Consider the following 22,880-nt stretch of genomic DNA (forward strand, 5'->3'; position numbering starts at 1 on the left):
CCCAGGAGTCATGACATGAGTTTCGCATCGAGCGTCGCGCGCGCCCTGATCCCCGCCACCGCCCTGGTCGTCCTCTCGGCGCCGGCGACGGCGAATCCGGCAAGCGATCTCAAGCAGGTCCAGGCGCACCTGGCCGCGACTTCGTCGCTGGTCGCCAACTTCACCCAGACCGACGGCAAGGGCCGACAGCTTCCCGGAACGCTGCAGCTCAAGAAGCCGGGCAAGATCCGCTTCGAGTATGGCCGCGGCGCCAACATGCTGCTGGTCGGCAACGGCAAGACGCTGACCTTTATCGATTACGATGTCGGCCAGAAGAACAATTGGGCCGTCGCCAACTCGCCCCTGTCGGTGCTGATGTCGCCGCAGCCGAACCTCGGCCGGATCGCGCGGATCACCGATTCGGGCAATCCCAACGTCATCGTCGTCCGCGCCCGCGACGCGCGCCGTCCGGAGTTCGGGACGCTGATCCTGGCCTTCGTCAAGTCACCGAGCGCGCCCGCCGGCCTGCGTCTGGACGGATGGACCGCGATCGACGCACAGAACAAGAAGACCACCGTCCGGCTGTCGGGCCAGCGCTATAACGTCGCCGTCGCCGACAGTGCGTTCACCTATGCGGAGCCGAAAAAGCGGCGCTGATTGGTCCCGAATCAAAACGGTTCAGCTTCCCGACAGGTCCAATGCGGCATGGGAAGCAGTGATCAAGGAAAGTGCCCGGGGTTTCCCCCTGTTACCCGGGGTCGCCGAGATCGCCTTGCGTGACGAACGCTTGGTTGGCCCTTGCTCCATGCCCCCGGAGCAAGGGCCTTTTATTTGACCGTTGGGGGCGGTCGAATAAAAGGCCCTCCTTGTACCCGCATTTGCAGGCGCCACCTTTCGATCGTGACCAAGCTCAAACTCGCCAGCTGGAACATCAATTCGGTGCGCGCCCGCGCCGACATCGTCGGCCGCCTGCTCGACGAGGAACAGCCCGACATCCTCTGTTTGCAGGAAACGAAGGCGCACAACGATGTCTTTCCGGCTGCTCTCTTCGCCGACCGCGGCTATCGCTTCCACGAGCTCAACGGCCAGAAGATGCATCATGGCGTCGCCATTCTCAGCCGGGTGCCGCTGCACGATAGCGGCCGCCACGACTGGCAGGACAATGGCGAGGCGCGGCACGTCGGCGCCCGGCTCGACTGTGGCGTGCGGATCGAAAACGTCTACATTCCCGCCGGCGGTGACATCCCCGACCGTAACGTCAATCCGAAGTTCGGCCAGAAACTGGACTTCATCGAACGCATGACTCGCTGGTCGGAGGGCCTCGCCGAACCGACCTTGATCGTCGGCGACTTCAACGTCGCGCCGCTGGAATGCGACGTGTGGAATCACAAGGCGCTGCTCGACGTGGTCAGCCATACGCCCGTCGAGGTCGACGCGCTGGGCAAGCTTCAGGCGGCCCACGACTGGGTCGACCTTGGCCGCCACTTCATCCCCGCGCCCGAGCGCAATTTCACATGGTGGAGCTACCGCGCGACGGACTGGGCGGCGAGTGACCGCGGCCGCCGGCTCGACCATATGTGGGCCTCGCCCATGCTGGCGGCGCAGGTGACCGCTCATCGCGTCCTCGAACCGTGCCGCGGCTGGCAGCGCCCGTCCGATCACGTCCCGCTGATCGTCGAACTGGAGCTGTGAGCGTCGCCCCGCCCCTCGAACGGGCGATTGCCGCGCTTCGCGCCGGTCGGCCCGTCGAGGTCGGCGGTATTACCGTGTTGAGTGTCGAGACGGCGACCGCCGCAATGCTCGAACTCCTCGATCCTGACGCAGAGGCGCCGATTTTACTCAGTGGCCCCCGCGCGGCCGCATTGGGGCTCGGCAACCTCAAGGAGGCGGGCGACCTTGCCCATCCCGTCGAAATCCGGCGCGAAAACTGGCTAAGTCGCGACGCGGCGCTGGCGCTGGCCGACCCGGCGCAGGACTTCTCCCGAGGGCCGATCGGGCCGTTGGCGGCCATGCCCGTGTCCCGCCCTGCGGACGCCGCTGCCGCCCTTTCGCTGGCGCGCCGCGCCGGGGTGCTTCCGGCGTTGTGGCTGGTAGCCGGTGACGCCGCAGCAGCAATCACGGCCGATGACGTCGCCGCCCGCCGGCGGCGGACATTGTCGCCCGGGCGAGGCTTCCGCTTGACCATCTTCCCCCGTCGCAGATGGTATCCTTCCGCGATTTGGTGAGCGGCGAAGATCATGTCGCACTCGTCGTTGGTGCGTTCGGCGGGCGGCCGCCGCTCATTCGCCTGCACAGCGAGTGCTTGACCGGCGACGTCTTCGGCAGCCTGAAATGCGACTGCGGCCCGCAACTGCATGAGGCGTTGCGCCTGCTCGGCGCCGAGGGCGGTGGGGTGTTGCTCTACCTGCGCCAGGAAGGTCGCGGCATCGGCCTCGCCAACAAGCTCCGCGCCTACCAGCTCCAGGACCGTGGGCTGGATACGGTGGAGGCCAATGCCCGGCTCGGCTTCGCCGATGACGAGCGGGATTATGCGATGGCTGCGGCGATGCTTCGCGCGCTGGGCATCGACCGGGTCCGGGTCCTCACCAACAACCCCGCCAAGGTGGCCGGTCTTGAGGCGGCGGGGATCGAGGTGGCCGAACGGGTCGCTCATCACATGCCGGCGAACCCGCACAACGCGGATTATATCGCCACCAAGCGGGCCAAAAGCGGGCACCTGCCCTAGACGATCAGCCGCGCCACCTCGTCGAAGTCACGGGCAATGTGATGGGCGCCGAGCCCGCGCAGCCGGTCGGCATGGGCTTCGCCACAGTGGCGACCGGCAACCAGGCCGATGACCGTTGCTCCTGACGCCACCGCGCCGGTGATGCCGACAGGAGAATCCTCGATGATTGCGACTCTCTCGATCGGCACTCCGATCGCGTTCGCGGCGTGCCAGTAAAGGTCGGGCGCCGGCTTGCCGCGTTCGACATGGACCGCGCCGCTGAATACCCGGTCGCCGAACTCTTCGCGCAGCCCAAGGTGATCGAGATGAGCGTGCAACCATCGGAGGCCGGAGGACGACGCCACCGCCTTCGGGAACGCGGGATCGAGCGAACGGACGAACCGGACAGCGCCCTCGACCTCGGCGATCCCCTCTGCAATCATCTGTGCATCGACCCGCGCGCGTTCGTCGTTGAAGTCGTCGAATAGCGGTCGCCCGGTCCAGCGTTCGATCGCCGAACGGAAATCCGTTCCCGACAGGCCCATGAACTGATCCATCGACTGCTGGGTCGTCGTCGGATGACCGCGGGCGCTGAGATAGTCGGCAATGTGGGCGTTGCCCGCCCATTCGCTTTCGATCAGCACGCCGTCGAAGTCGAAAATCAGACCTTGGAAGCGCATCAGTCTTCGAACAGCGCGGTGCCGACGCGGACATGGGTCGCGCCCAGCATCACCGCCTCTGGATAATCGGCAGACATACCCATCGACAGGCCAGTGACGTCATGACGTCGCGCCAACTTCGCCAGCAACGCGAAAAAGGGTGACGCTTCAACGCCTTGCGGCGGGATCGCCATCAAGCCGGCGAGCGGCAAACTGGTTGCGCGGACCGAGTCGAGAAAGGTCGGCAACTCGGGAATGGCTACGCCGCCCTTCTGCTCCTCCCCGCCGATATTCACCTGGACGAACAGGCTCGGGCGCCCCTCGGCCGCGACCAATTCACCGAGGAGCGACGGGCGGTCGAGCGAATGGATCGAATCGAACAACGCCGCGGCCTCTGCGGCCTTGTTCGATTGAAGCTGGCCGATCATGTGGAGCCGGACGTCCGGATGCCGCTTCCGGATTTCGGGCCATTTGTCGACCGTTTCCTGCACCCGGCTTTCGCCGAAATCCCGTTGGCCAGCGGCGATGAGCGCTTCGATCTCTTCCGCGCTGCGCCGCTTGGACACCGCGATCAGCGTGACGTCCTCTGACTTGCGCCGCGCGGCCTTGCAGGCACGCGCGATGTGGGCGCGGACGGCATCGAGGCGGGTTGCGGCGTCGCTCATCGCGCGGGCTATAGGGTGCACGATGGCAAACGACCATATTCCACGTGCCTGGCTGATGACCGACGAGCGCTTGGGCGCAGAGCTCCTCCCCGTTCTCGAGCGGATGCCGGCTGGTGCCGGGGTCGTCTTTCGCCAGGATCGCGCTCCGGATCGAGCTGCGCTGGCGGCGCGGGTGGCTGAAATTGCCACGCGACGCGGTCTCGTTCTGTCGGTCGCGGGCGACGTCGAGCTTGCGCGGTCGGTCGGCGCGCGATTCATGCATCGGCCAACGGGCGATGGTGCCGGACTGCCCTTCTCACTTTCCGTCCACACACCGGAAGAAGCGGTCCTCGCGGCAAACCGGGGTGCCGCGTTCGCTTTCATTTCGCCCGTCGAGGCTACAGCCTCTCACCCGGCGACGCCGCCACTCGGGCCCGACAATGCGCGCGCGCTGGCTCGAAGCGCCGGTCTGCCCGCCATCGCGCTGGGCGGCATGGATGCGTGTCTATTCGACCGGATCTACCGGCACGACTTTCACGGATGGGCGGGAATCGACGCCTGGCTTAGAATTTGACGGCGGTGCCGACGTAAACGGCCTGGCTGTCGCGGCGCTGGTCGACGACCGGATTCAGACGATCCTGGTCAACACGGTAACGAACGCCACCGGTCACGGCGATCCGGCGGCTGAGATTGTAGGCAGCGCCGACATCGACAGAATATTGATCCGGCTGCGACAGGGCAGCAACGCGCCCCTCGTTGCGCTCGGCGCCGACCGCGACACGCCCGGTGAACTTCTTCAGGTTGTAGCTGACGCCGACGACAGCGCTTTCACGGGCGGTGAGCGCGAGGTTCGGGTTGGTCTGCTTTTCGACGTCGCCGGCCACCGCGAAACGCTTCCAGCCGACGGCGACGCCGAGGTTGTAGTTGGTCGGGTTGAGCGGGCTCAGCGCCGCGGCCGAGCTTTCCGAGGCCCTGATCTGCGGCGACGCAGCCGCGCGAACCGCGACTCGAAGCTGTGACGGGCGACCCTTGGCGGCTGCCGGGGTGAAGGTGAAATCGGAAATGCTGCGCGGCCGGGAGCCGAAGGTGGCGGCAAGCTTGGGATCCGCCCCCGCCGGCGTAAACGACGAAATCTTGTCGAAACTCACGGCGATAGCGGGGGGACGAGCCTTGCCGGTGGCGGCGATGGCGACAGCCGGCACAAGCGCAACGGCAGCAATCGCAAGCGCGATTCCTACCTCCTTGCCCCGACCATTCTTCCCATGCACCACGCGCACGACTCCCTTGTTCAAGACGGATATAGCGCGGCGAACCTGACGGTTCCATGACTGAGTCCGATTCCGTGCCGCCCTGTGACATTGAGTCCACAACATCGGTTGCCTCGCGACGGCGTCAATCGGTCGGATCGCGGCTTGCCCACGTCGCCAAGCCATTTATAACGCCAGTCGAAATCCCCCCTTGCCTGGAAGCGAATTCACGCATGTCCCGCCTCTTCAAAACGGTCGTTGTCCTTGGTCTTGCCGGCGTTGCCCTGGCCGCGTGCTCGCGCAATCGCGACGTGCCGGTCGCGCTTGCCCCGGCAACGATGACCCAGATCGGCGTCAACAGCTATCTGTGGAAGGCGGCAATCGACACGCTGTCGTTCGCGCCGCTCGTCACCGCCGATTCCAATGGCGGCGTGATCATCACCGATTGGTACGTCAGCCCGCGCAACCCCGGCGAGCGCGCCAAGCTGACGGTGTCGATCCTTGACCAGGAACTGCGGGCGGACGCGCTGCGCGTCGCCGCCAGCCGCCAGGTCAACCAGAACGGCGTCTGGGTCGATGCCCCGGTCGCTGCCGCGACGGTGCAGAAGCTTGAAGACATCATTCTGACCCGCGCCCGCGACCTGCGCCGTACAACCGTTACCGGATAAGCTTCGGACAGAAAGACTGGATGCCATGAGCGACCGTTTCGATCCGGCGCGCGCCGATACGATATGGCAGGCGCGCTGGGCCGAGGCGAACAGCTTCGCCGCTGACAGCGCTTCGCCCAAGCCGAAGGCCTACGTGCTGGAGATGTTCCCCTATCCGTCGGGGCGCATCCACATGGGCCATGTCCGCAATTATACCATGGGCGATGTCCTTGCCCGCTTTCGCCGGATGCAGGGCTTCGAAGTGCTGCATCCGATGGGATGGGATGCGTTCGGCATGCCGGCCGAGAATGCGGCGATGGAAAAGAAGGTCCATCCCGGCGCGTGGACCCGGGCCAACATCGCGGCGATGCGTGACCAGCTGAAGCGGATCGGCTTTGCGCTGGACTGGAGCCGCGAGCTCGCCACCTGCGAACCCGACTATTACGGGCACGAGCAGGCTCTGTTCCTCGACCTGATGGAAGCTGGCTTGGTGTTCCGCAAGGAGAGCGAGGTCAATTGGGACCCGGTCGACATGACCGTGCTCGCCAACGAACAGGTCATCGACGGCAAGGGCTGGCGGTCGGGAGCCGCGGTCGAGCGCAAGAAGCTCAGCCAGTGGTTCCTCAAGATCACCGACTTCGCCGAGGACCTGCTCGAGGGACTGGACACGCTCGATCAGTGGCCTGACAAGGTGCGGCTGATGCAGGAAAACTGGATCGGCAAGAGCCGCGGCCTGCAGTTCTGTTTCCGGCTTGCCGGAACCCCGCCGGGCGGCACGTCGTGCGACGTCGAGGTCTTCACTACCCGTCCCGACACCATTTTCGGCGCCAGCTTCGTCGCCATTTCGTCCGGCCACCCGATTGCCGAGGCGCTAGCCGCCGAACGGCCCGATGTCGCCGCCTTCATCGAGAAGGCGAGCAAGGGAGGCACCACCGCGGCCGAGATCGAGACGGCTGAGAAGCTCGGCTTCGACACGGGGATCGAAGTTGTCCACCCGCTCGACGCCAACCGCCGGCTGCCGGTGTGGATCGCGAACTTCGTGCTGATGGATTATGGCACCGGCGCATTGTTCGGGTGCCCGGCGCACGATGTCCGCGACTTCGAATTCGCCACGAAGTACCGCCTGCCGATCCGGCGGGTCGTCGCCGAGAACGTCCAGTCCGCAGACGCACCGGTCGTCGAGGCCGAGACCGGCGAGGGAGTCGCGGTCAATTCGGAGTTTCTCGACGGCCTGTCGTCGAAGGAAGCGTCCGCCGAAGTCATCCGCCGCGCCGAGGCCGCGGGCTGGGGCCAGGGCAAGACCCAATACCGCCTCCGCGACTGGGGCGTCAGCCGCCAGCGTTACTGGGGTACGCCGATCCCCGTCATTCACTGCGCCGATTGCGGTCCGGTTGGCGTCCCGCGCGACCAATTGCCCATCGTGCTGCCGGAAGACGTCAGCTTCGACATCCCAGGCAATCCGCTCGACCGTCACCCGACCTGGAACAAGGCTGATTGTCCCGTTGCGGCAAGCCGGCGCGGCGCGAGACCGACACGCTCGACACGTTTGTCGATTCCAGCTGGTATTTCATTCGCTTCGCCAGCCAGCCCGACGACAGGCCCTTCGACCGCGCCGAGGCCGAGCAGTGGCTGCCGGTCGGACAGTATATCGGCGGGGTCGAGCATGCGATTCTCCACCTCCTCTACGCGCGCTTCTGGACCCGCGCGCTGCAGCGCATGGGGAAGCTGGGCATTGCGGAGCCGTTCAAGGGCCTGTTCACCCAGGGCATGGTCACGCACGAAACCTATCAGAGCGCCGATGGCCGCTGGCTCTCGCCCGGCGAGATCGAGATTGGCGAAAGCGGGACGATCGTCGAACGCGAAACCGGCGGCGGTGTAACTCGCGGTCGCATCGAAAAGATGTCGAAGTCGAAGAAGAACACGGTCGATCCCGAGCCGATTCTCGACCGCTACGGCGCCGACGCGGTGCGGTGGTTCATGCTGTCGGATTCGCCGCCGGAGCGCGACCTGGAATGGTCGGAAAGCGGGATCGAAGGTGCTTCCCGCTTCGTCCAGCGCGTTTGGCGACTTGCTTCATCGCCCGCGTCGACCGACGGCGACGATCCTGCCCTCACCCGGAAGCTTCACCGCACCATCGCGGCGGTCGGCGAGGCGATCGAGGGCCTGCAATTCAACAAGGCCGTCGCCGCACTCTACGAACTGGTCAACGCCGTCGAGAAGGCCAAGCCATCCGCGGCACGAACGACGGCGATCGAAACCCTGATCCTGCTGATCGCACCGATGGCCCCGCACCTTGCTGAAGAAGCTTGGGCGCTTGGGAATCGTGATGGAATGATCGCTGACGCCGCCTGGCCGGCTTTCGAACCGGCACTGCTGATCGACGAAGAAGTCACGCTGGCGATCCAGGTCAACGGCAAGCTGCGGGACACAATCACTGCCCCGCGCGGCCTTGCCAAGGATGCCACCGAAGCACTCGCGCTCGCCTCCCCCGGATTCAGGCGCTGCTGGAGGGTGGTGCGCCCCGCAAGGTGATTGTGGTTCCCGACCGGTTGGTGAATATCGTCGCATGACGTTTCGCCTCGCCCTCGTTGCGATCGCTGCCTTGGCTGTCGGCGGCTGTGCGCTGCAGCCGATGTACGCCGGCGGCACGCGGGGCGCGGTGGCGAGTGGGCTTGCCACCATCGATGTAAGCCCCATCCCGGAACGCAACGGCTGGCTGGTTCGAAATGCATTGATCGACCGGCTCGGCCGCCGCGATTCGACTGCCGCCTATCGCCTGGAAGTCACCTTAGACGACGATATCACCGGTTTGGGGATCCGAGGCGATAGCGCGGTCACCCGGGAGCGGCGCACGATCCGCGCCCGTTACCGTCTCGTGTCCGCCGCGACCGGCGAGACGCTGCTCGACGCGACAGCCGGGGCGGATAGCGGCATCGACGTCGTCAGCAGCGAATACGCCACCGTCGCGGCGGAGCAAACCGCCGCCGAACGGCTTGCAACCGTTCTCGCCGACCAGATCGTCGCGCGCCTTGCCCTTTACGTCTCGCGCGGCGGTCAGCCGCCCGCTTCCGCCGCGCCGTGAAGGCCGCGAAGGGGCAAGTCGACCGCGCACTAGCCGCGCCCGACCCGTCCATCCGCTTCTACCTGTTTCATGGTGCGGACGAGTCGGGCAGCCGGGCGCTTGCGCTCAGGCTCCTCCGCGGGCTCGGCAATGCGGAAAAATTCATCGTGCTCAGCCAGTCGATCAAGGCCGACCCTGCAAGCCTCGGCGACGAAGCGGGCGCCATGGCCCTCTTCGGGGGTCCGCGCGCGCTATGGATCGAACCGGCTGGCGATGAAATTACCGAGGGCGTGACGAGCCTGCTCGAAGCGTCGGCAAGCGAAAGTGCGGTCATCGCCCTGTCCGGACCCTTGCGGAAGACTTCGAGCCTCCTCAAGCTTGCTGAATCCCATCCGCGCGCGCTGTCGCATGTCAGTTACGTGCCCGAAGGACGAGAGATGGAGCAGATCGTGGTCGACATCGGCCGTGGACTGGGCCTCAGGATCTCGCCCGACATTGCACAACGCGTGGCCGGCCTGTCCGCGAACAACCAAGCCATCGTTGGCAGCGAGCTGGAGAAGTTCGCGCTGTTCGTCGGGGCGGGCCCCGACAAAGTTTGCGAACTTGACCACGACACGATCGACCGCATCGGCGCTGACGGCTCGGAGAGCGACTGGCAGCGGCTGGGCGACCTCGCGCTGGCGGGCCGGATGGACGCCCTGGTGGATGAACTGGGACGGCTTCCCGGCGGCGCCGAGGCCATCCCTGCCGTCCGCGCACTTCAACGCCGCTTGACCATGCTTGCCCCGTTGCGGGCTCGTGTGGAGCAGGGGGAGCGGGTTGATGCCGTCATGACGTCAATGGGTAAGTCATTGTTCTGGAAGGATAAGCCGCTAATCGAGCGGCTGCTGTCCAACTGGTCGGCGGGACGCCTGGCGGAGGCGGCCGAACGAGTCGTGGCGTTGGAAAAGGAATTAATGCTCGGCGATTCCCCGTCCGAGGCGGCGCTTGGGGAGACTTTGGTCACTCTGGCGCGCGCGGGAAGCCGCCGCGGCTAGATCGGCTCGCCGCTGAGCCGCTGACAGATCATGTCGAGCTGGTCGAGGCTGCTGTAATGCAGGGTGACGTTGCCGCCCCCTCGGCCGTGCGCGACCTTCACCCGCAGGCCGAGCATGTCGCCCAACTGCCGCTCAAGCGCCGCCAGATCGGCATCCACGGGCCGTTTGTCGTCGGCCTCCCTACCGGAATTTCCGCGTGAATTCCGAGGCTTGGCAGCGCGGGCAAGGTCCTCGGCCTGACGGACCGACAAGCCGTCGGCGACGATCGCCTGGGCAAGGGCTTCACTATTCGGATGGGAAACGATCGCCCGCGCGTGCCCCATGCTGATATCGCCACGCAGCAGCATGCCGCGGACCGCCTCAGGCAGATCAAGCAGGCGAAGAAGATTGGTAACGTGGCTGCGCGACTTACCGACCAGCTTTCCGACCGCGTCTTGGGTATGGCTGAACCGTTCGATCAGCTGGCGGTAGCCCTCCGCCTCCTCGATCGCACTGAGATCTTCGCGCTGGACGTTCTCGATCAGCGCGATCTCGGCGGTCGATTCATCATCGAATTCGCGAACGATGGCCGGAATTCGGTGCAGCTGCGCCCGTTGCGCCGCTCGCCAACGGCGTTCCCCGGCGACGATCTCGAAGCCGTCGTCGATCGCGCGCAGCAGGATTGGCTGAAGCACGCCACGTTCCGCGATCGAGGCGGCAAGGTCGTCGATCGCTTCTTCATCGAACTGCTTGCGGGGTTGGAGCGGATTGGGCCGGATCCGCCCGACCTCGACCTCGCGGGTCGCCGACGCATCGGTCGGAGCGTCCGCGGCAGCCGGCTTAACCGCCTCGTCGATCAGCGCGCTCAGGCCGCGGCCAAGTCCCAGCGGCTTCTTCATGCAGCTTCAGCCCGCGCCAGCGACGGAAGGCGACCGACGATTTCCCGTGCCAATCGGATATAGGCTTCGGATCCAGGACACTTCAGGTCGTAAATCAGCGCCGGCAGCCCGTGGCTCGGCGCTTCGGAAAGCCGCACGTTGCGAGGAACGACAGTGTCGAACACCGCCCGGCCCAGGCAGGCGCGCACGTCTTCAGCGACCTGTTGCGAGAGGTTGTTGCGACGATCGAACATCGTCAGCGCGACACCAAGGATCGAAAGCTTGTCGTTGAACGCCTGGCGGATACGCTCGACGGTCTGGAGGAGCTGGCTGAGGCCCTCGAGCGCAAAAAACTCGCATTGCAGCGGGACCAACAAGTGCCGCGCTGCGACCAGCGCGTTGACGGTCAGCAGGCCAAGCGAAGGCGGGCAATCGAGCAGGCAAACATCCCAACGATTCGACGGCCCCTCGTCGAACGCCTGCTGAAGCCGGTGGGTCCGATCCGGCAGGCCGACCATTTCGACCTCCGCACCGGATAAGTCGACGGTTGCCGGCACGATATCGAGTCCGGGAACGCGCGTGGCGACTGCCGCTTCGGCAAGGCCGACTGAGCCTAACAGCAGGTCATAGCTCGAGTAGCGACGTTCGTTCTGCGCGACGCCAAGTCCGGTAGAGGCGTTTCCCTGCGGATCGAGGTCGACCAGCAACACGCGCCAACCGATGGCCGCGAGCGCGGTTGCAAGGTTGATCGCCGTAGTGGTTTTTCCCACTCCGCCCTTTTGATTGGCGACCGCAATGCAGATCATGAACGTCCCTCGGCTGAACCCCGGATGCGACTAGGATCGATGCGTCGGCGCTAGTGGCGCTCGGCTCGAGCCGGAAGTTACCCTGCCACGACTTGCACGTCTCATCCAGTTCGGATTGTGCGCTTCTTCCCTTGGGGAGGACGAAAACTGTGTCACGGTGACTCAATCGTCGCGCCATCGAGAACAATTTGTCCGTGGAAGCAACCGCTCGCGCTGTAATGGTATCGAACCCGCCGACGACCGAACTGCCTTTGCCATGAACGATCGCGACGTTCGCGAGACCTAGCTTCGCGACAACGTCGCGAAGAAATTGCACCCTCAGCGACCGCGGTTCGCAAAGCGTGACGGGGCTAGGAGCGAGAATCGCGATCACCAATCCCGGCAGCCCTGGGCCCGTCCCTATGTCGAGCCACCGCCCTTTGCCTAAGGGAAGGAGCTGCGCGGAATCGAGGATGTGTCGCTCCCAGACGGAACTAGCCGTTGAAGGTGCAATGAGATTTTGCCGCTCGTTTTCAATCAGCAGAAGTTCGACATATGTCGCGAGGCGAGCAAATGTTTCACGTGAAACTTCGACCTGAAGGAGGCTTTCGAGCCGCTCCCTCACGCGGCTTTCCGGGCAATAGCGAAGTGGATTGCGGCAAGTGCAGCGGGTGTCACCCCCGCTATGCGAGTAGCCTGATCGAGCGTCTCTGGACGCGACGCGGAGAGGCGTTCGATCATCTCGGTGGAAAGGCCGGGTACACTGTCAAATGCGAGATCGGGGGGAATCGGAAGGGATCCATCTCGCCGGCGAATTTCGATTTCTGTCCGTTGCCGCGCAACATAAGGAGCGTATTGAGCGTCATCAATCGCCTCGGACGCCGCCTCAGAGCTGTCTAACCGATCCTGAATAGCGTCCCTTAGGCCGTCCCGCGCAAGCCACTCAGCGAGCGTTCGGGTCTGATCTCCGAGCGCAGCGCCGAGTTCGCTGCCCTTCACGCGCTCCGAAAGTGCCGCATCCGCGGTCGCCTTGTGTTGTAGGTATTTGGAAGCAAGGTCCCGTTGCTCGGGATCAAGCAGTCCGAGGGTGATGGCAATCGGTGCCAGCCGAGTAATCGCGTTGTCGGCGCGCAGGGCCAGTCGGTGTTCAGCGCGTGCCGTCAACATTCGGTATGGTTCGCTGACGCCCTGCAACGTCAGGTCATCAATCATCACGCCGAGGTAGCTGTTGGACCGGTCGAGAACCAGCTTCTCCAGGTCCAACGCGAACGCCGCGGCATTGGCGCCCGCCACCAATCCCTGCGCGGCGGCCTCCTCGTATCCGGTCGTGCCGTTGATCTGGCCTGCGAGGAAAAGGCCTGGAACGTCGCGATGGCCCAAGTCGCCACTTAATTTCCGCGGGTCGGCATGCGCATACTCAACGGCATAGCCCGGCTGTGTGATCGTCGCCCTCTCCAGACCTGCTACGGCATTCAGGAAGGCCTGCTGCACATCAACCGGGAGAGAGGTGGAGATGCCGTTTGGGTATACGGTCGAATCGTCCAGTCCTTCAGGCTCCAGGAAAATCTGGTGGCTATCGCGATCTCCAAACCGCACGACCTTGTCCTCGATCGAGGGACAGTAGCGAGGCCCCCTTCCCTCTATTTCGCCGCTGAACAAGGGAGAGCGACACAAGCCGCTACGGATCGCTTCATGGGCTTCGGGGTTCGTGCGGGTAATGGCACAAGCCAACTGCGGAAGCGGTTGCGGGCCGGGCGAGAGCGCTAGGCGCCACTCTGTACGATCGGATGGTTGGGGGCTGAGCCGGGCCCAGTCGATCGTGCGCCCATCGAGCCGTGGCGGCGTCCCCGTCTTGAGCTTCCTGTCCGCCAGTCCTGCCTCGCGGACCTGTGCCGCTAGCCGATCCGACCGACGATCACCAATGCGGCCGCCAGCCCACCGCTCTGAGCCCCGAAAAAGGGTAGCGCCGAGGAAGGTGCCAGTGGCGAGAATCAGGGACCGTGCAGACACCGGCCCGGCCGACGCGAGCGCGACCCCGCTGATACGTCCGTTATCAATAAGAAGACTTATCGCCTCGTCGGCGAGAATCTCGACTCCAGTGCGAGCCACTTCGGCCCTGACGGCCTTGGCAAATAATCGTCGATCGGCCTGCACCCGTGGGCCGCGCACGGCCGCCCCCTTACTCGCATTGAGCATTCGGCGGTGGATCGCAGCGCGGTCGGCGGCGCGGGCCATGATCCCGCCGAGCGCGTCGACCTCTCGAACGAGATGACCCTTGCCAACGCCTCCAATCGAAGGATTGCATGACATTTGACCGATGTCGGTCGAGCGCATGGTGACGATCGCCACAGATGCCCCTCGCCTGGCAGCCGCGCAGGCTGCCTCAACGCCGGCATGTCCGCCACCGATGACGATAACATCGTACATCGGGGCGGCATAAGGCAGCGCCGCCTTCCGGTCAAATGTTCCACGTGGAACTTACTTGCCGAGGCAGAAGCGACTGAAGAGTTCGTCCAATACGTTCTCAACGCCTGCCCGGCCCGTGATCTGGTCAACCAATTCCCGAGCTTGACGCAGGAGTTCTGCGCGAATCTCCGGAGCGGCAATCTGAATGCACTGTAGCAAGATCGTATGGATCTCGCCCAGCAAGGAAGCCTCACGATTCGTGAGCATCACCGAAACGCCAGAAGGAAGCGTTGCACGGGCGCGATCCAATAGTCGCTGCCTGAGGTCGCTGAGCCCAAGGCCGGTCTTGCTGCTGACGGGCAATCCCGCTCCGCTGCTTCCCAGGTCTGCCTTGGGGCGAAGCAAGAGCGTTCGCGCGCTAGCTGGAATGTCGTGATCAGGCCCGAGCCACAAGATGATGTCGGCCGCCGCCATCTCATCTCGCGCACGGCCAACACCGATTGCCTCAACCTCGTCGTTCGCGTCGCGGAGTCCTGCGGTATCGACAAATACGAACGGCATACCGTCCATCGCGATCGGTATTTCGATCGTATCTCGCGTCGTCCCCGCAATCGGGGTCACGATCGCCCGCTCACTATAGGTCAAGGCGTTGATAAGGCTCGATTTTCCAGCGTTTGGCGGCCCGGCGAGAACCACGCGGATTCCGTCTCGGAGCTTCTCTGTCCGCGGAGCATCCAGTAAATCTCGAATTTCATTCAGGAGCTCGGTGGCCGCGGGCCGAAGGTCTGGCGCCATGACGCCATCCTCCTCGTCCGGGTAATCGATCGCCACCTCTGCATCCGCCGACAGACGTACCAATGCCTGGCGCCAGGAATCGAGCTTTGCCCGCAATCCGCCGCTGGCCCTTACCAGCGCCACCTTGCGCTGGAGTTCGGTTTCGGCGGCGAGCAAGTCGGCGAGCCCCTCCGCTTCGGTCAGGTCGATGAGGCCATTGGCCAGGGCCCGTCGGGTGAACTCCCCGGGCTCGGCCAAGCGAACGCCATCCAACGCGGTGAGGACTTCGATCACCCGATCGACGATTGCCCGGCTACCGTGACATTGGAATTCCACGATGTTCTCACCCGTGGCGCTTTTCGGTCCGGGAAAGAACAGGGTCAGCGCGTCATCGATCGCTTCGCCACTTCCGGGATCGCGCAGCGTTCGCAATGCGGCCTGCCGCGGATTCGGGAGTTTTCCTGCCAAGGCGATTGCCGACGCAGCGGCGGCCTCGCCGCTTATCCGAATGACGGCAATTGCTGCGGGTGGACGACCGCTCGACAGGGCGACGATCGTTTCGCCAGTCGCCGCCATCAGGCGATCAGCGGAGCCACGTCGTGCAAGCCTTCCCAAATCATCTTGCCCGCAACCCAAATGATGACCGCCAGGCCGATGTAGGCGATCCACCGGTAACGCTCGATATATTTGGCGATGAGGTTGGCGGCGACGCCCATCAGGGCGACCGCGAAGATCAGGCCGACGATCAGGATCCCAGGGTGTTCGCGCGCGGCTCCAGCGACAGCGAGGACATTGTCGAGGCTCATCGAGACATCGGCCACCGCGACTGCCCAGGCGGCCGAGGCAAAGCTCTTGGCAGGACGCAGGCCCGATTGCTCATCGCCCTCGATCTCCGGCGAACCGCCGCTCTCGCCCGCGTGATGCAATTCGCGCCACATCTTCCACGCCACCCACAGCAGGAGGATGCCGCCGGCCAGGATCAAGCCGACGATCTGAAGCAACTGGGTGACGATCAGCGCGAAGGCGACGCGGAGCACAAGCGCCGCGATGACGCCGATCAGGATGACCTTTTTGCGCTGTTCGGGCGGCAAGCCCGCGGCCAGGGCGCCGACGACGATCGCATTGTCGCCGGCGAGCACCAGGTCGATCATCAGTACCGACAGGAAGGCGGTGAACGCGGCGGGCGAGCCGATGTTGGAAAAGTCGCGGACGATAGCGTCCCACATGTCGCCCGGCCCGCCAAGAGAGCCCGTATGCGTTGCGGCGGCCGCGGCGAGGTCGGGCACAAAGGACATCAGGTCAATCACGTCTCGCTCCTGTCATCGCACCGACAGCGCATCGGGCGGGTTCGCGTTCCCACAACGCGAGCCGAACGGCATTCCACCAACCATCAAGCGCGGCGGTATGCCGCACTGGCTACTGATTCATGCTTGCGAAGAAGTCCTCATTCGACTTGGCGTCCTTCATCTTGTCGAGAAGGAACTGCATCGCATCGACGGTGCCCATTTGCATGAGGATTCGGCGAAGCACCCACATCTTCGAAAGCGTCGCCTGGTCGACCAGCAGTTCTTCCTTGCGGGTCCCAGACTTGCCCACATCCAGGGACGGGAAGATGCGCTTGTCGCTGACCTTGCGGTCAAGAACGATTTCGCTGTTACCCGTGCCCTTGAACTCTTCGAAGATGACCTCGTCCATCTTGGACCCGGTATCGATCAGCGCGGTGGCGATGATCGACAGCGATCCGCCCTCCTCGATGTTGCGCGCGGCGCCGAAAAAGCGCTTCGGGCGTTGCAGCGCATTGGCGTCGACACCGCCGGTCAGCACCTTGCCCGACGAGGGAACGACGGTGTTGTAGGCGCGGCCGAGGCGGGTGATGGAATCGAGCAGGATGACGACATCCTTTTTGTGCTCGACCAGCCGCTTGGCCTTCTCGATCACCATTTCGGCAACCTGGACGTGGCGCGACGCGGGCTCGTCGAAGGTCGAGGAGATGACCTCGCCCTGGACGCTGCGCTGCATGTCGGTGACTTCTTCCGGGCGCTCGTCGATCAGCAAGACGATCAGGAACACTTCCGGATTGTTGTCGGTGATCGCGCGGGCGATGTTCTGCAGCAGGACCGTTTTGCCGGTCCGCGGTGGCGCCACGATCAGCGCGCGCTGGCCCTTGCCGAGCGGGGCGACGATGTCGATCACCCGCGCGCTCTTGTCCTTGATGGTCGGGTCAAGCGTGTCGAGCTTGAGCTTCGAATCCGGATACAGCGGGGTCAGATTGTCGAAATTGACGCGATGGCGGACCGCCTCCGGGTCGTCGTAGTTGATCTGGGTGACGCGGGTCAGCGCGAAGTAACGCTCGCCATCCTTGGGGGCGCGGATCTCGCCTTCGACGGTGTCGCCGGTGCGCAGGCCGAAGCGGCGGACCAGGCTGGGCTGGACGTAGATGTCGTCCGGCCCGCGAGATAGTTGGCCTCGGGCGAGCGGAGGAATCCGAAGCCGTCGTTGAGCACTTCGATCGTTCCCATCCCATGATTTCCGCGCCGTTTTCGGCACGCAGCTTGAGGATGGAGAACATCAGGTCCTGCTTGCGCAGGGTCGAGGCGCCTTCGACGCCCATTTCCTCGGCCATCGCGACCAGCTCGACCGGGGTTTTTTTCTTGAGTTCCTTGAGATGCATAAATTGGTCTCGTTACGAGAGAAGGGGAGTTGATCACGCACGGCAGGACGCCGGGGACGGGACGGTCTTGGATGGAACGGCAATAATACTCGCCGCACAGCCGCCTTGGGTGGAGCGCTTACGTCCGCGCCGCGTCACAAGTCAACGGTGCGGGAGATTGATTCACCGGGCGATGTGGGCGCCGTGCCTCAGAAGGGTTTGACGATCACCAGCACGACAATGAGCGCGGTGAGGATTCCCGGCACCTCGTTCATCAGGCGAAGCTGCTTGTCCTCGATCGCGCGATGACCCTTGGCCAGCTTGCGTCCATAGGCGCCGACCCACCCCTGGTAACCGGTCAGCAGCACGACCAGCGCGAGCTTGGCGCTGAACCAGCCCTGTCCGAAGGCGCCCAGGTGCACGCCCAGCATCAATCCCAAGACCCAGACGATGATCATCGCCGGCGTCAGGATGATGGTCCGCGCCCGGTCCTCGCGCTGGAGCCAGGCGCGATCCTCTGCACTGCCCGGCGTCGTCGCCTGGTGATGGATGTAGTATCGGGGCACGATGAACAGGCCCGCGATCCAGAAGATGACGAAGGTGACGTGGGCCGCCTTGACCCAAAGGTAGGCAGCGCCAAGGAAGCCGACATAGCTGCTGAGGAAGCTCACTTGCGGCCCTTTACCAGCTCAACCAGCTGTTCGACGTTCGCGATCGGCGTCGTTTGCTGGATGCCATGCCCGAGATTGAAGATGTGGGGACGATCGGCGAGCGCGTCAAGAATGCGTTCGACGGCTTCCTTCAGTCGTTCACCCCCGGCGATCAGCGCCAGCGGGTCGAGGTTGCCCTGGACCGGAAGTCCGGGAGGCAATTCTCGATTGGCCCAGGCGGGGTCGACCGTCTCGTCCAAACCGACGGCCTGGACGCCGGTCTCGTCGGCGTAGGCGCGAAGCTTGCCGCCGGCGCCCTTCGGGAAACCAATGATCGGGGTGGCGGGGTGGCGGGCACGGAAGGCGCCGGCCAGCCGCGCGGTAGGGGCAATGACCCAACGCTCGAACTCGGCCGGGGCCAGGCTGCCCGCCCAGCTGTCGAACAGCTGGACCGCGTCGGCGCCGGATTCGACCTGCCCGGTCAGATACTCCAGCGTGACCGCCTCGATACGGCGGATGATCGCGTCGAACTTGCCTGGGTCCTGGTACGCAAGCGACCGGGCTTCGGCCTGTTCCCGGCTTCCCTGTCCGGCCACCATGTAGGTGGCAACTGTCCAGGGGCTTCCGGCGAAGCCCAGCAAAGTCGTCTCAGGCGACAGTGCGGCCTTGACCTTGCTCACCGTCCGCCAGATCGGCTCGAGGCGCTCCAGGGCCGGTTGCAGGCCCGCCAGATCGGCATTCGCAAGCGGGGGACCCAGCCGCGGACCCTCGCCGGCGACGAAGGTCAGGTCCATGCCGATCGCATGGGGCACGATCAGGATGTCGGAAAACAGGATTGCGCCATCCATCGGAAAGCGGCGCAACGGCTGCAGCGTGATCTCCGCGGCCGCCTCCGGATCATAGGCCATGTCGAGGAATCCGCCCTTCTCCGCCCGAAGTGCGCGATACTCGGGTAGATAGCGGCCGGCCTGGCGCATGAGCCACATCGGAACCGGATCGCGCCGTTCACCGCGAAGCACGGCGAGCAGGGGCTTGTCGGCGGCGGGCTGGTCATACGGGCGCGAAGCCACCCTCTTCTCCTTAAAATAGACTCTTAAAAGATAGAATCTTTGAAGAGATTGATGGCGCGTGGGTGATGGGATTTAAGCCGACCTCCCAGTTTTGCCAACAGGGCGTCACCCGTCACCTTCCCCTCTGAATCCGGCGAGTCGCGGAATGCGATTCACAGGACTCACACGCTGTGGACCGATTTTTTCCCCTGTGGATGCAATTGGGGGATCTGCTTGAATCCCGGCGACGGATCGCTCGACTTGGGCCCTCCCCGATTTGGCGCTAGGGACGCCCACGGACTTTTCCACAAGGTTTTCCTATCTTGCTGATCCTCGCCTCATCCAGCCCGATCCGCCGGCAGATGCTCAAGGAGGCGGGGGCCGATTTCCAGGTGGCGGCGCCGGGTTGCGACGAAGACCTCGTCAAGCAGCGTCATGTCGGAGACGGCGCTAGCCTTGCCCGTCGCCTCGCCGAACTCAAGGCAATCTCGGTCGCTGCGGGGCCTGACGATTGGGTGATCGGGTCCGACAGCACCGTGACTGTCGACGGAACCCGCTACTCGAAACCGCGCGACCGCGAGGAGGCAGCCCGGCACCTTCGCGAATTTTCCGGGCGTACGCTCGAACTCGCCAGCGCGGTTGCCCTAACCCGCGGCGGCACGATAGAGTGGAGCGAGGCGGACGTTGCGCGATTGTCGGTGCGGCCGCTATCCGACCGGTTCATCGACAACTATCTCGATGCCGAGTGGCCGGACGTTGGCTATTGTGTCGGCGTGTTCCGGATGGAGGGGCGCGGGGTGACCCTGTTCGACCGTATCGAGGGCAGTCATTTCACCATTCTCGGCATGCCTCTGCTGCCGCTGCTCGGCGCGCTCCGGCAGCGCGGCGTCTTGGCGTCATGACATCATGACGTCATCCGCAAGCCATTCATTTGCCGAAGTAATCGGCGATCCCATTGACCACAGCAAGTCGCCACTCATTCACAATTTCTGGTTGAAGACGCTGGAAATCGACGCCGAATACCGGCGCCGCCGGGTCGATCTCTCCGGCCTTGCCCAATATATCGCGGAAGTCCGCGCCGATCCGGCCTGGCGCGGGTCGAACGTCACCATGCCGCTCAAGCTCGATGCCTTGCACCTTGCTGACGAGGCCAGCGATCGGGCGATCGCCGCCGGCGCCGCGAACCTCCTGCGCTTTCGCGATGGCAAGCTGTGGGCCGGGAACACGGACGTCGGTGCAATTGCCATCCTGCTCGATCGCGCCGCGAAAAGTGGTGGAGATGCGGGAAGCGTCACCCTCTTGGGGAACGGTGGTGCGGCGCGCGGCGCGCTTGTCGCGCTAAGGCTTCTCAATATCACGAATGTGCGGATCCAGGCGCGCGACCTGGGCGCTGCCCGCAAGCTGGCGGTCGAGTTCGGCTTGAGGGAACCGCCGGTTCCACTGACCCATCGCATCGGCAGCGGTATCCTGATCAACGCAACGCCGCTGGGCATGGCGGGCCAGGACTGCCTCAATTGCGATCTCGGCGAGATGCCCGATCATGCTATTGTGTTCGACATGGTCACGCTTCCGGTCGAAACCGACCTGATCAGTGCCGCCCGCGCTCGGCACCTGCGCGTCATCACCGGCCTCGATATGCTCGTCGAACAGGCCGCCACAAGCTTCAAGCTGATCTTCGACCGCGATGCCCCGCGCGACCGCGACCCCGAGCTGATGAAGTTGCTGCGCGCATGATCACGCTCGCCCTTACCGGCTCGATCGGCATGGGCAAGTCGACCGTCGCGTCGATGTTCGCCGAAGCCGGCGTACCCGTCTTCGATGCCGACGCGGTGGTCCGCCGGCTGCAGGGCGCGGGCGGTGCACTGGTCACTCCGATCGAGGAGCGATTCCCCGGGACGACCCGCGATGGGGCGGTTGACCGTGACGCCTTGTCGTCGGCGGTTCTCGGCAAGCCCGACGAGCTCGCCGCGCTGGAAGCGATCGTGCATCCGGCAGTGCATCACGAACGCACCCGGTTCATTGTCGATCATGGGGACGCCAGGGCGCTTCTGTTCGACATACCCCTGCTGTTCGAAACCGGAGGCCACACGGCCTTCGACCATGTCATCGTCGTCTCCGCGCCGGCCGAGATCCAGCGCCGCCGCGTCCTCGAGCGGCCCGGAATGACAGCCGCCAAGCTAGACGCGATCCTTGCCCGCCAAATGCCGGACGCGGAGAAGCGCGCCCGCGCCGACTTCGTCATCCATACGGGCGGCGATCTTGCCGAAACCCGCGCTCAGGTCGGCGCGATCATCACTTGTCTTGAACTCGCGACGGGTGTTTAAGATTTCCCATGCGTGAAATTGTGTTCGACACCGAGACCACCGGCCTCAGCCCGGCGGGAGGCGACCGACTTGTCGAGATCGGTTGCATCGAGATCGTCAACCGGGTCGAAACCGGCCGCCATTTCCACGCCTATTTCAATCCCGAACGCTCGATGCCGAGCGAGGCGGAAGCAATCCACGGGCTCAGTGACATCTTCCTGTCGGACAAGCCGCTGTTCGCCGACAAGGTCGAGGAGTTGCTCGACTTCATCGGCGATTCTCCCCTGGTCGCGCACAACGCCAGCTTCGACTTCGGCTTCTTGAACCACGAGCTGGAACGCTGTGGCCGTACCACGGTCTGTTTCAGCCGGATGGTCGACACGCTGCCCTTGGCACGGTCCCGTCATCCGGGTGCCAAGCACAGTCTCGACGCGCTTTGCACGCGGTACGGCGTCGACCGGTCACAACGCATCAAGCATGGCGCGCTGCTCGACGCGCAATTGCTCGTCCAGGTCTATGTCGAGCTGACCGGGGGCCGCCAGATCGGACTCGGTCTTGCCAGCGACGACGCCGTGGAGGCGGCGGTGGGGTCGGCGCCGCTGATCCGCGCCGACCGGCCCTATTACGAGCCGCGCCACTTCGCTCCGACCGCCGCTGAATCCGAGCGGCACAGGCAGTTCCTTGCCCGGATCACGCGTCCGCTCTGGGCGAAATTTATTGGGACGGGTGAGAGCCGGGACGCCGCTTGAGGCGTTGGCTTGAGCGACGGCTGGATCGCCGACGCAGTTGAAGGAGGACATGATGGAAGTACGGGTCGCCGGTCACCAGGTCGAAACGGGCGAAGCGCTGCGCGCTCGAGTCACGGCGCGGATCGGTGCCCTCGCCGATCGCTACTTTTCTCGGGCGGTCGCCGCCAACGTGACCTTCGGCCGCGGCCCGTACGAAGATTTCACTTGCGACATCGTTGCCCCGGTGGCGCAGGGCATGGTGCTCAAGGCGACCAACCGCGCCGGCGACGCCCATGTCGCATTTGACGGCGCCGCCGACAAGATTGAACGGCAACTGAAGCGCTATGTCGACCGGCTGCGCGAACGGCGCGGCGCCACCGACGGCGGATCGGCGATGGTCGAGGAGAACGCCGCCTATACCGTCTTCGCGGAGCCCGATAACGAGGAGGCGCCGCTGCCGCCCGCGCCAGCGGTGATTGCGGAAACGCGAGTCGATATTCCCGATGCCAGCGTGTCCGACGCGGTCATGATGCTCGACCTTCGGAACACCAACGCGCTGATGTTCCGGAATAGTGCCAGCGGCGCCTTCAACATGGTCTATCGCCGGGGCGACGGAACCATCGGCTGGGTCGAACCGTCCGTAAAGTGACACGGCGGCAAAGCTGGGCTAACCGCCCGCGTCGAACCGGCCCGTCGCGTG

21 protein-coding genes and 4 pseudogenes are annotated in these 22,880 nt (G+C 64.7%); 13 read left to right on the top strand and 12 right to left on the bottom strand.

Annotation, left to right across the window (positions count from 1 at the left end; genetic code table 11):
• The first annotated feature begins 15 nt into the window (after positions 1–15).
• The 3 genes and pseudogenes from H9L12_RS11570 to ribA all read left to right on the top strand — a co-directional run bounded on the left by H9L12_RS11570 (position 16) and on the right by ribA (position 2,704).
• Positions 16–636, top strand: coding sequence for a LolA family protein (locus H9L12_RS11570; RefSeq protein ID WP_187541857.1), 621 nt, complete (start codon positions 16–18; stop codon positions 634–636).
• Positions 637–876: 240 nt separating this feature from the next.
• Positions 877–1,671 carry an exodeoxyribonuclease III gene (locus H9L12_RS11575; protein WP_187543281.1) on the top strand — a complete coding sequence of 265 codons (795 nt, stop codon included), beginning with the start codon at positions 877–879 and terminating at the stop codon, positions 1,669–1,671.
• Positions 1,668–2,704 (top strand): annotated as a pseudogene (gene ribA / locus H9L12_RS13995) (GTP cyclohydrolase II). Before H9L12_RS11575 ends, ribA begins: the two are co-directional and overlap by 4 nt.
• Here ribA and H9L12_RS11590 read toward each other — a convergent pair.
• Both H9L12_RS11590 and H9L12_RS11595 read right to left on the bottom strand, forming a co-directional pair.
• Complete coding sequence (locus tag H9L12_RS11590) at positions 2,701–3,363, bottom strand: HAD family hydrolase (protein ID WP_187541859.1); 663 nt, start codon at positions 3,361–3,363, stop codon at positions 2,701–2,703. The pseudogene ribA and the gene H9L12_RS11590 overlap by 4 nt on opposite strands.
• Complete coding sequence (locus H9L12_RS11595) at positions 3,363–4,007, bottom strand: YggS family pyridoxal phosphate-dependent enzyme (RefSeq protein WP_187541860.1); 645 nt, start codon at positions 4,005–4,007, stop codon at positions 3,363–3,365. Before H9L12_RS11595 ends, H9L12_RS11590 begins: the two co-directional genes overlap by 1 nt.
• 22 nt (positions 4,008–4,029) lie before the next feature.
• Between H9L12_RS11595 and H9L12_RS11600 the strand changes: the two genes are divergently transcribed.
• Positions 4,030–4,560 (top strand): thiamine phosphate synthase, encoded by a 531-nt coding sequence (locus tag H9L12_RS11600; protein ID WP_187541861.1) that lies wholly within the window; start codon positions 4,030–4,032, stop codon positions 4,558–4,560.
• Here H9L12_RS11600 and H9L12_RS11605 read toward each other — a convergent pair.
• On the bottom strand, positions 4,550–5,263 hold the full coding sequence (locus H9L12_RS11605; RefSeq protein ID WP_187541862.1) for a porin: 714 nt from the start codon (positions 5,261–5,263) through the stop codon (positions 4,550–4,552). The genes H9L12_RS11600 and H9L12_RS11605 overlap by 11 nt on opposite strands.
• A gap of 203 nt (positions 5,264–5,466) precedes the next feature.
• On the opposite strand from H9L12_RS11605, the gene H9L12_RS11610 reads away from it, so the two are divergent.
• From H9L12_RS11610 to H9L12_RS11625, 4 genes and pseudogenes are all read left to right on the top strand, one after another.
• Positions 5,467–5,901, top strand: coding sequence for a DUF3576 domain-containing protein (locus H9L12_RS11610; protein ID WP_187541863.1), 435 nt, complete (start codon positions 5,467–5,469; stop codon positions 5,899–5,901).
• A 25-nt stretch (positions 5,902–5,926) separates the two neighbouring features.
• A pseudogene (gene leuS / locus H9L12_RS11615) lies at positions 5,927–8,450 on the top strand (leucine--tRNA ligase).
• The gene (lptE, locus tag H9L12_RS11620) at positions 8,447–8,962 is read left to right on the top strand and encodes an LPS assembly lipoprotein LptE (protein ID WP_187541864.1); all 516 of its coding nucleotides are present in this window, start codon (positions 8,447–8,449) and stop codon (positions 8,960–8,962) included. The pseudogene leuS and the gene lptE overlap by 4 nt, the downstream one beginning before the upstream one ends.
• A gap of 146 nt (positions 8,963–9,108) precedes the next feature.
• A complete protein-coding gene (locus H9L12_RS11625; protein WP_187541865.1) occupies positions 9,109–9,978 on the top strand; it encodes a DNA polymerase III subunit delta in 870 nt (289 codons plus the stop codon).
• On the opposite strand, the gene H9L12_RS11630 is transcribed toward H9L12_RS11625, so the two are convergent.
• The 9 genes and pseudogenes from H9L12_RS11630 to hemE all read right to left on the bottom strand — a co-directional run bounded on the left by H9L12_RS11630 (position 9,975) and on the right by hemE (position 19,086).
• Entirely contained in the window at positions 9,975–10,856 is an 882-nt protein-coding gene (locus H9L12_RS11630; protein ID WP_187541866.1) for a ParB/RepB/Spo0J family partition protein, read from the bottom strand. The genes H9L12_RS11625 and H9L12_RS11630 overlap by 4 nt on opposite strands.
• Entirely contained in the window at positions 10,853–11,641 is a 789-nt protein-coding gene (locus H9L12_RS11635; protein WP_187541867.1) for a ParA family protein, read from the bottom strand. Before H9L12_RS11635 ends, H9L12_RS11630 begins: the two co-directional genes overlap by 4 nt.
• 142 nt (positions 11,642–11,783) lie before the next feature.
• Positions 11,784–12,245, bottom strand: a pseudogene (rsmG, locus tag H9L12_RS11640) (16S rRNA (guanine(527)-N(7))-methyltransferase RsmG); the annotation flags it as partial.
• Complete coding sequence (gene mnmG / locus H9L12_RS11645) at positions 12,242–14,047, bottom strand: tRNA uridine-5-carboxymethylaminomethyl(34) synthesis enzyme MnmG (protein ID WP_187541868.1); 1,806 nt, start codon at positions 14,045–14,047, stop codon at positions 12,242–12,244. The pseudogene rsmG and the gene mnmG, both read right to left, overlap by 4 nt.
• Before the next feature lie 51 nt (positions 14,048–14,098).
• Complete coding sequence (gene mnmE / locus H9L12_RS11650) at positions 14,099–15,376, bottom strand: tRNA uridine-5-carboxymethylaminomethyl(34) synthesis GTPase MnmE (protein WP_187541869.1); 1,278 nt, start codon at positions 15,374–15,376, stop codon at positions 14,099–14,101.
• Complete coding sequence (locus H9L12_RS11655; RefSeq protein WP_187543282.1) at positions 15,376–16,095, bottom strand: YjbE family putative metal transport protein; 720 nt, start codon at positions 16,093–16,095, stop codon at positions 15,376–15,378. Before H9L12_RS11655 ends, mnmE begins: the two co-directional genes overlap by 1 nt.
• Before the next feature lie 121 nt (positions 16,096–16,216).
• Positions 16,217–17,471 (bottom strand): annotated as a pseudogene (rho, locus tag H9L12_RS11660) (transcription termination factor Rho).
• A 188-nt stretch (positions 17,472–17,659) separates the two neighbouring features.
• Positions 17,660–18,121 (bottom strand): CopD family protein, encoded by a 462-nt coding sequence (locus H9L12_RS11665; protein ID WP_187541870.1) that lies wholly within the window; start codon positions 18,119–18,121, stop codon positions 17,660–17,662.
• The gene (gene hemE / locus H9L12_RS11670; protein WP_246450741.1) at positions 18,118–19,086 is read right to left on the bottom strand and encodes a uroporphyrinogen decarboxylase; all 969 of its coding nucleotides are present in this window, start codon (positions 19,084–19,086) and stop codon (positions 18,118–18,120) included. Before hemE ends, H9L12_RS11665 begins: the two co-directional genes overlap by 4 nt.
• Before the next feature lie 386 nt (positions 19,087–19,472).
• Between hemE and H9L12_RS11675 the strand changes: the two genes are divergently transcribed.
• The 5 genes from H9L12_RS11675 to hpf are packed head-to-tail and all read left to right on the top strand — an operon-like array spanning position 19,473 to position 22,829.
• A complete protein-coding gene (locus tag H9L12_RS11675) occupies positions 19,473–20,051 on the top strand; it encodes a Maf family protein (RefSeq protein WP_187541872.1) in 579 nt (192 codons plus the stop codon).
• 4 nt (positions 20,052–20,055) lie between these two features.
• Entirely contained in the window at positions 20,056–20,883 is an 828-nt protein-coding gene (locus H9L12_RS11680; protein ID WP_187543283.1) for a shikimate dehydrogenase family protein, read from the top strand.
• Positions 20,880–21,473: a dephospho-CoA kinase gene (gene coaE / locus H9L12_RS11685; protein ID WP_187541873.1), complete on the top strand. Its 594-nt coding sequence runs from the start codon at positions 20,880–20,882 to the stop codon at positions 21,471–21,473. Before H9L12_RS11680 ends, coaE begins: the two co-directional genes overlap by 4 nt.
• A gap of 8 nt (positions 21,474–21,481) precedes the next feature.
• On the top strand, positions 21,482–22,201 hold the full coding sequence (dnaQ, locus tag H9L12_RS11690; RefSeq protein ID WP_187541874.1) for a DNA polymerase III subunit epsilon: 720 nt from the start codon (positions 21,482–21,484) through the stop codon (positions 22,199–22,201).
• A gap of 52 nt (positions 22,202–22,253) precedes the next feature.
• A complete protein-coding gene (gene hpf / locus H9L12_RS11695; protein WP_187541875.1) occupies positions 22,254–22,829 on the top strand; it encodes a ribosome hibernation-promoting factor, HPF/YfiA family in 576 nt (191 codons plus the stop codon).
• Positions 22,830–22,880: the final 51 nt, after the last annotated feature.

Source organism: Sphingomonas rhizophila, from assembly GCF_014396585.1.
In the GTDB taxonomy this organism is placed as follows: Bacteria; Pseudomonadota; Alphaproteobacteria; order Sphingomonadales; family Sphingomonadaceae; genus Sphingomicrobium; species Sphingomicrobium rhizophilum.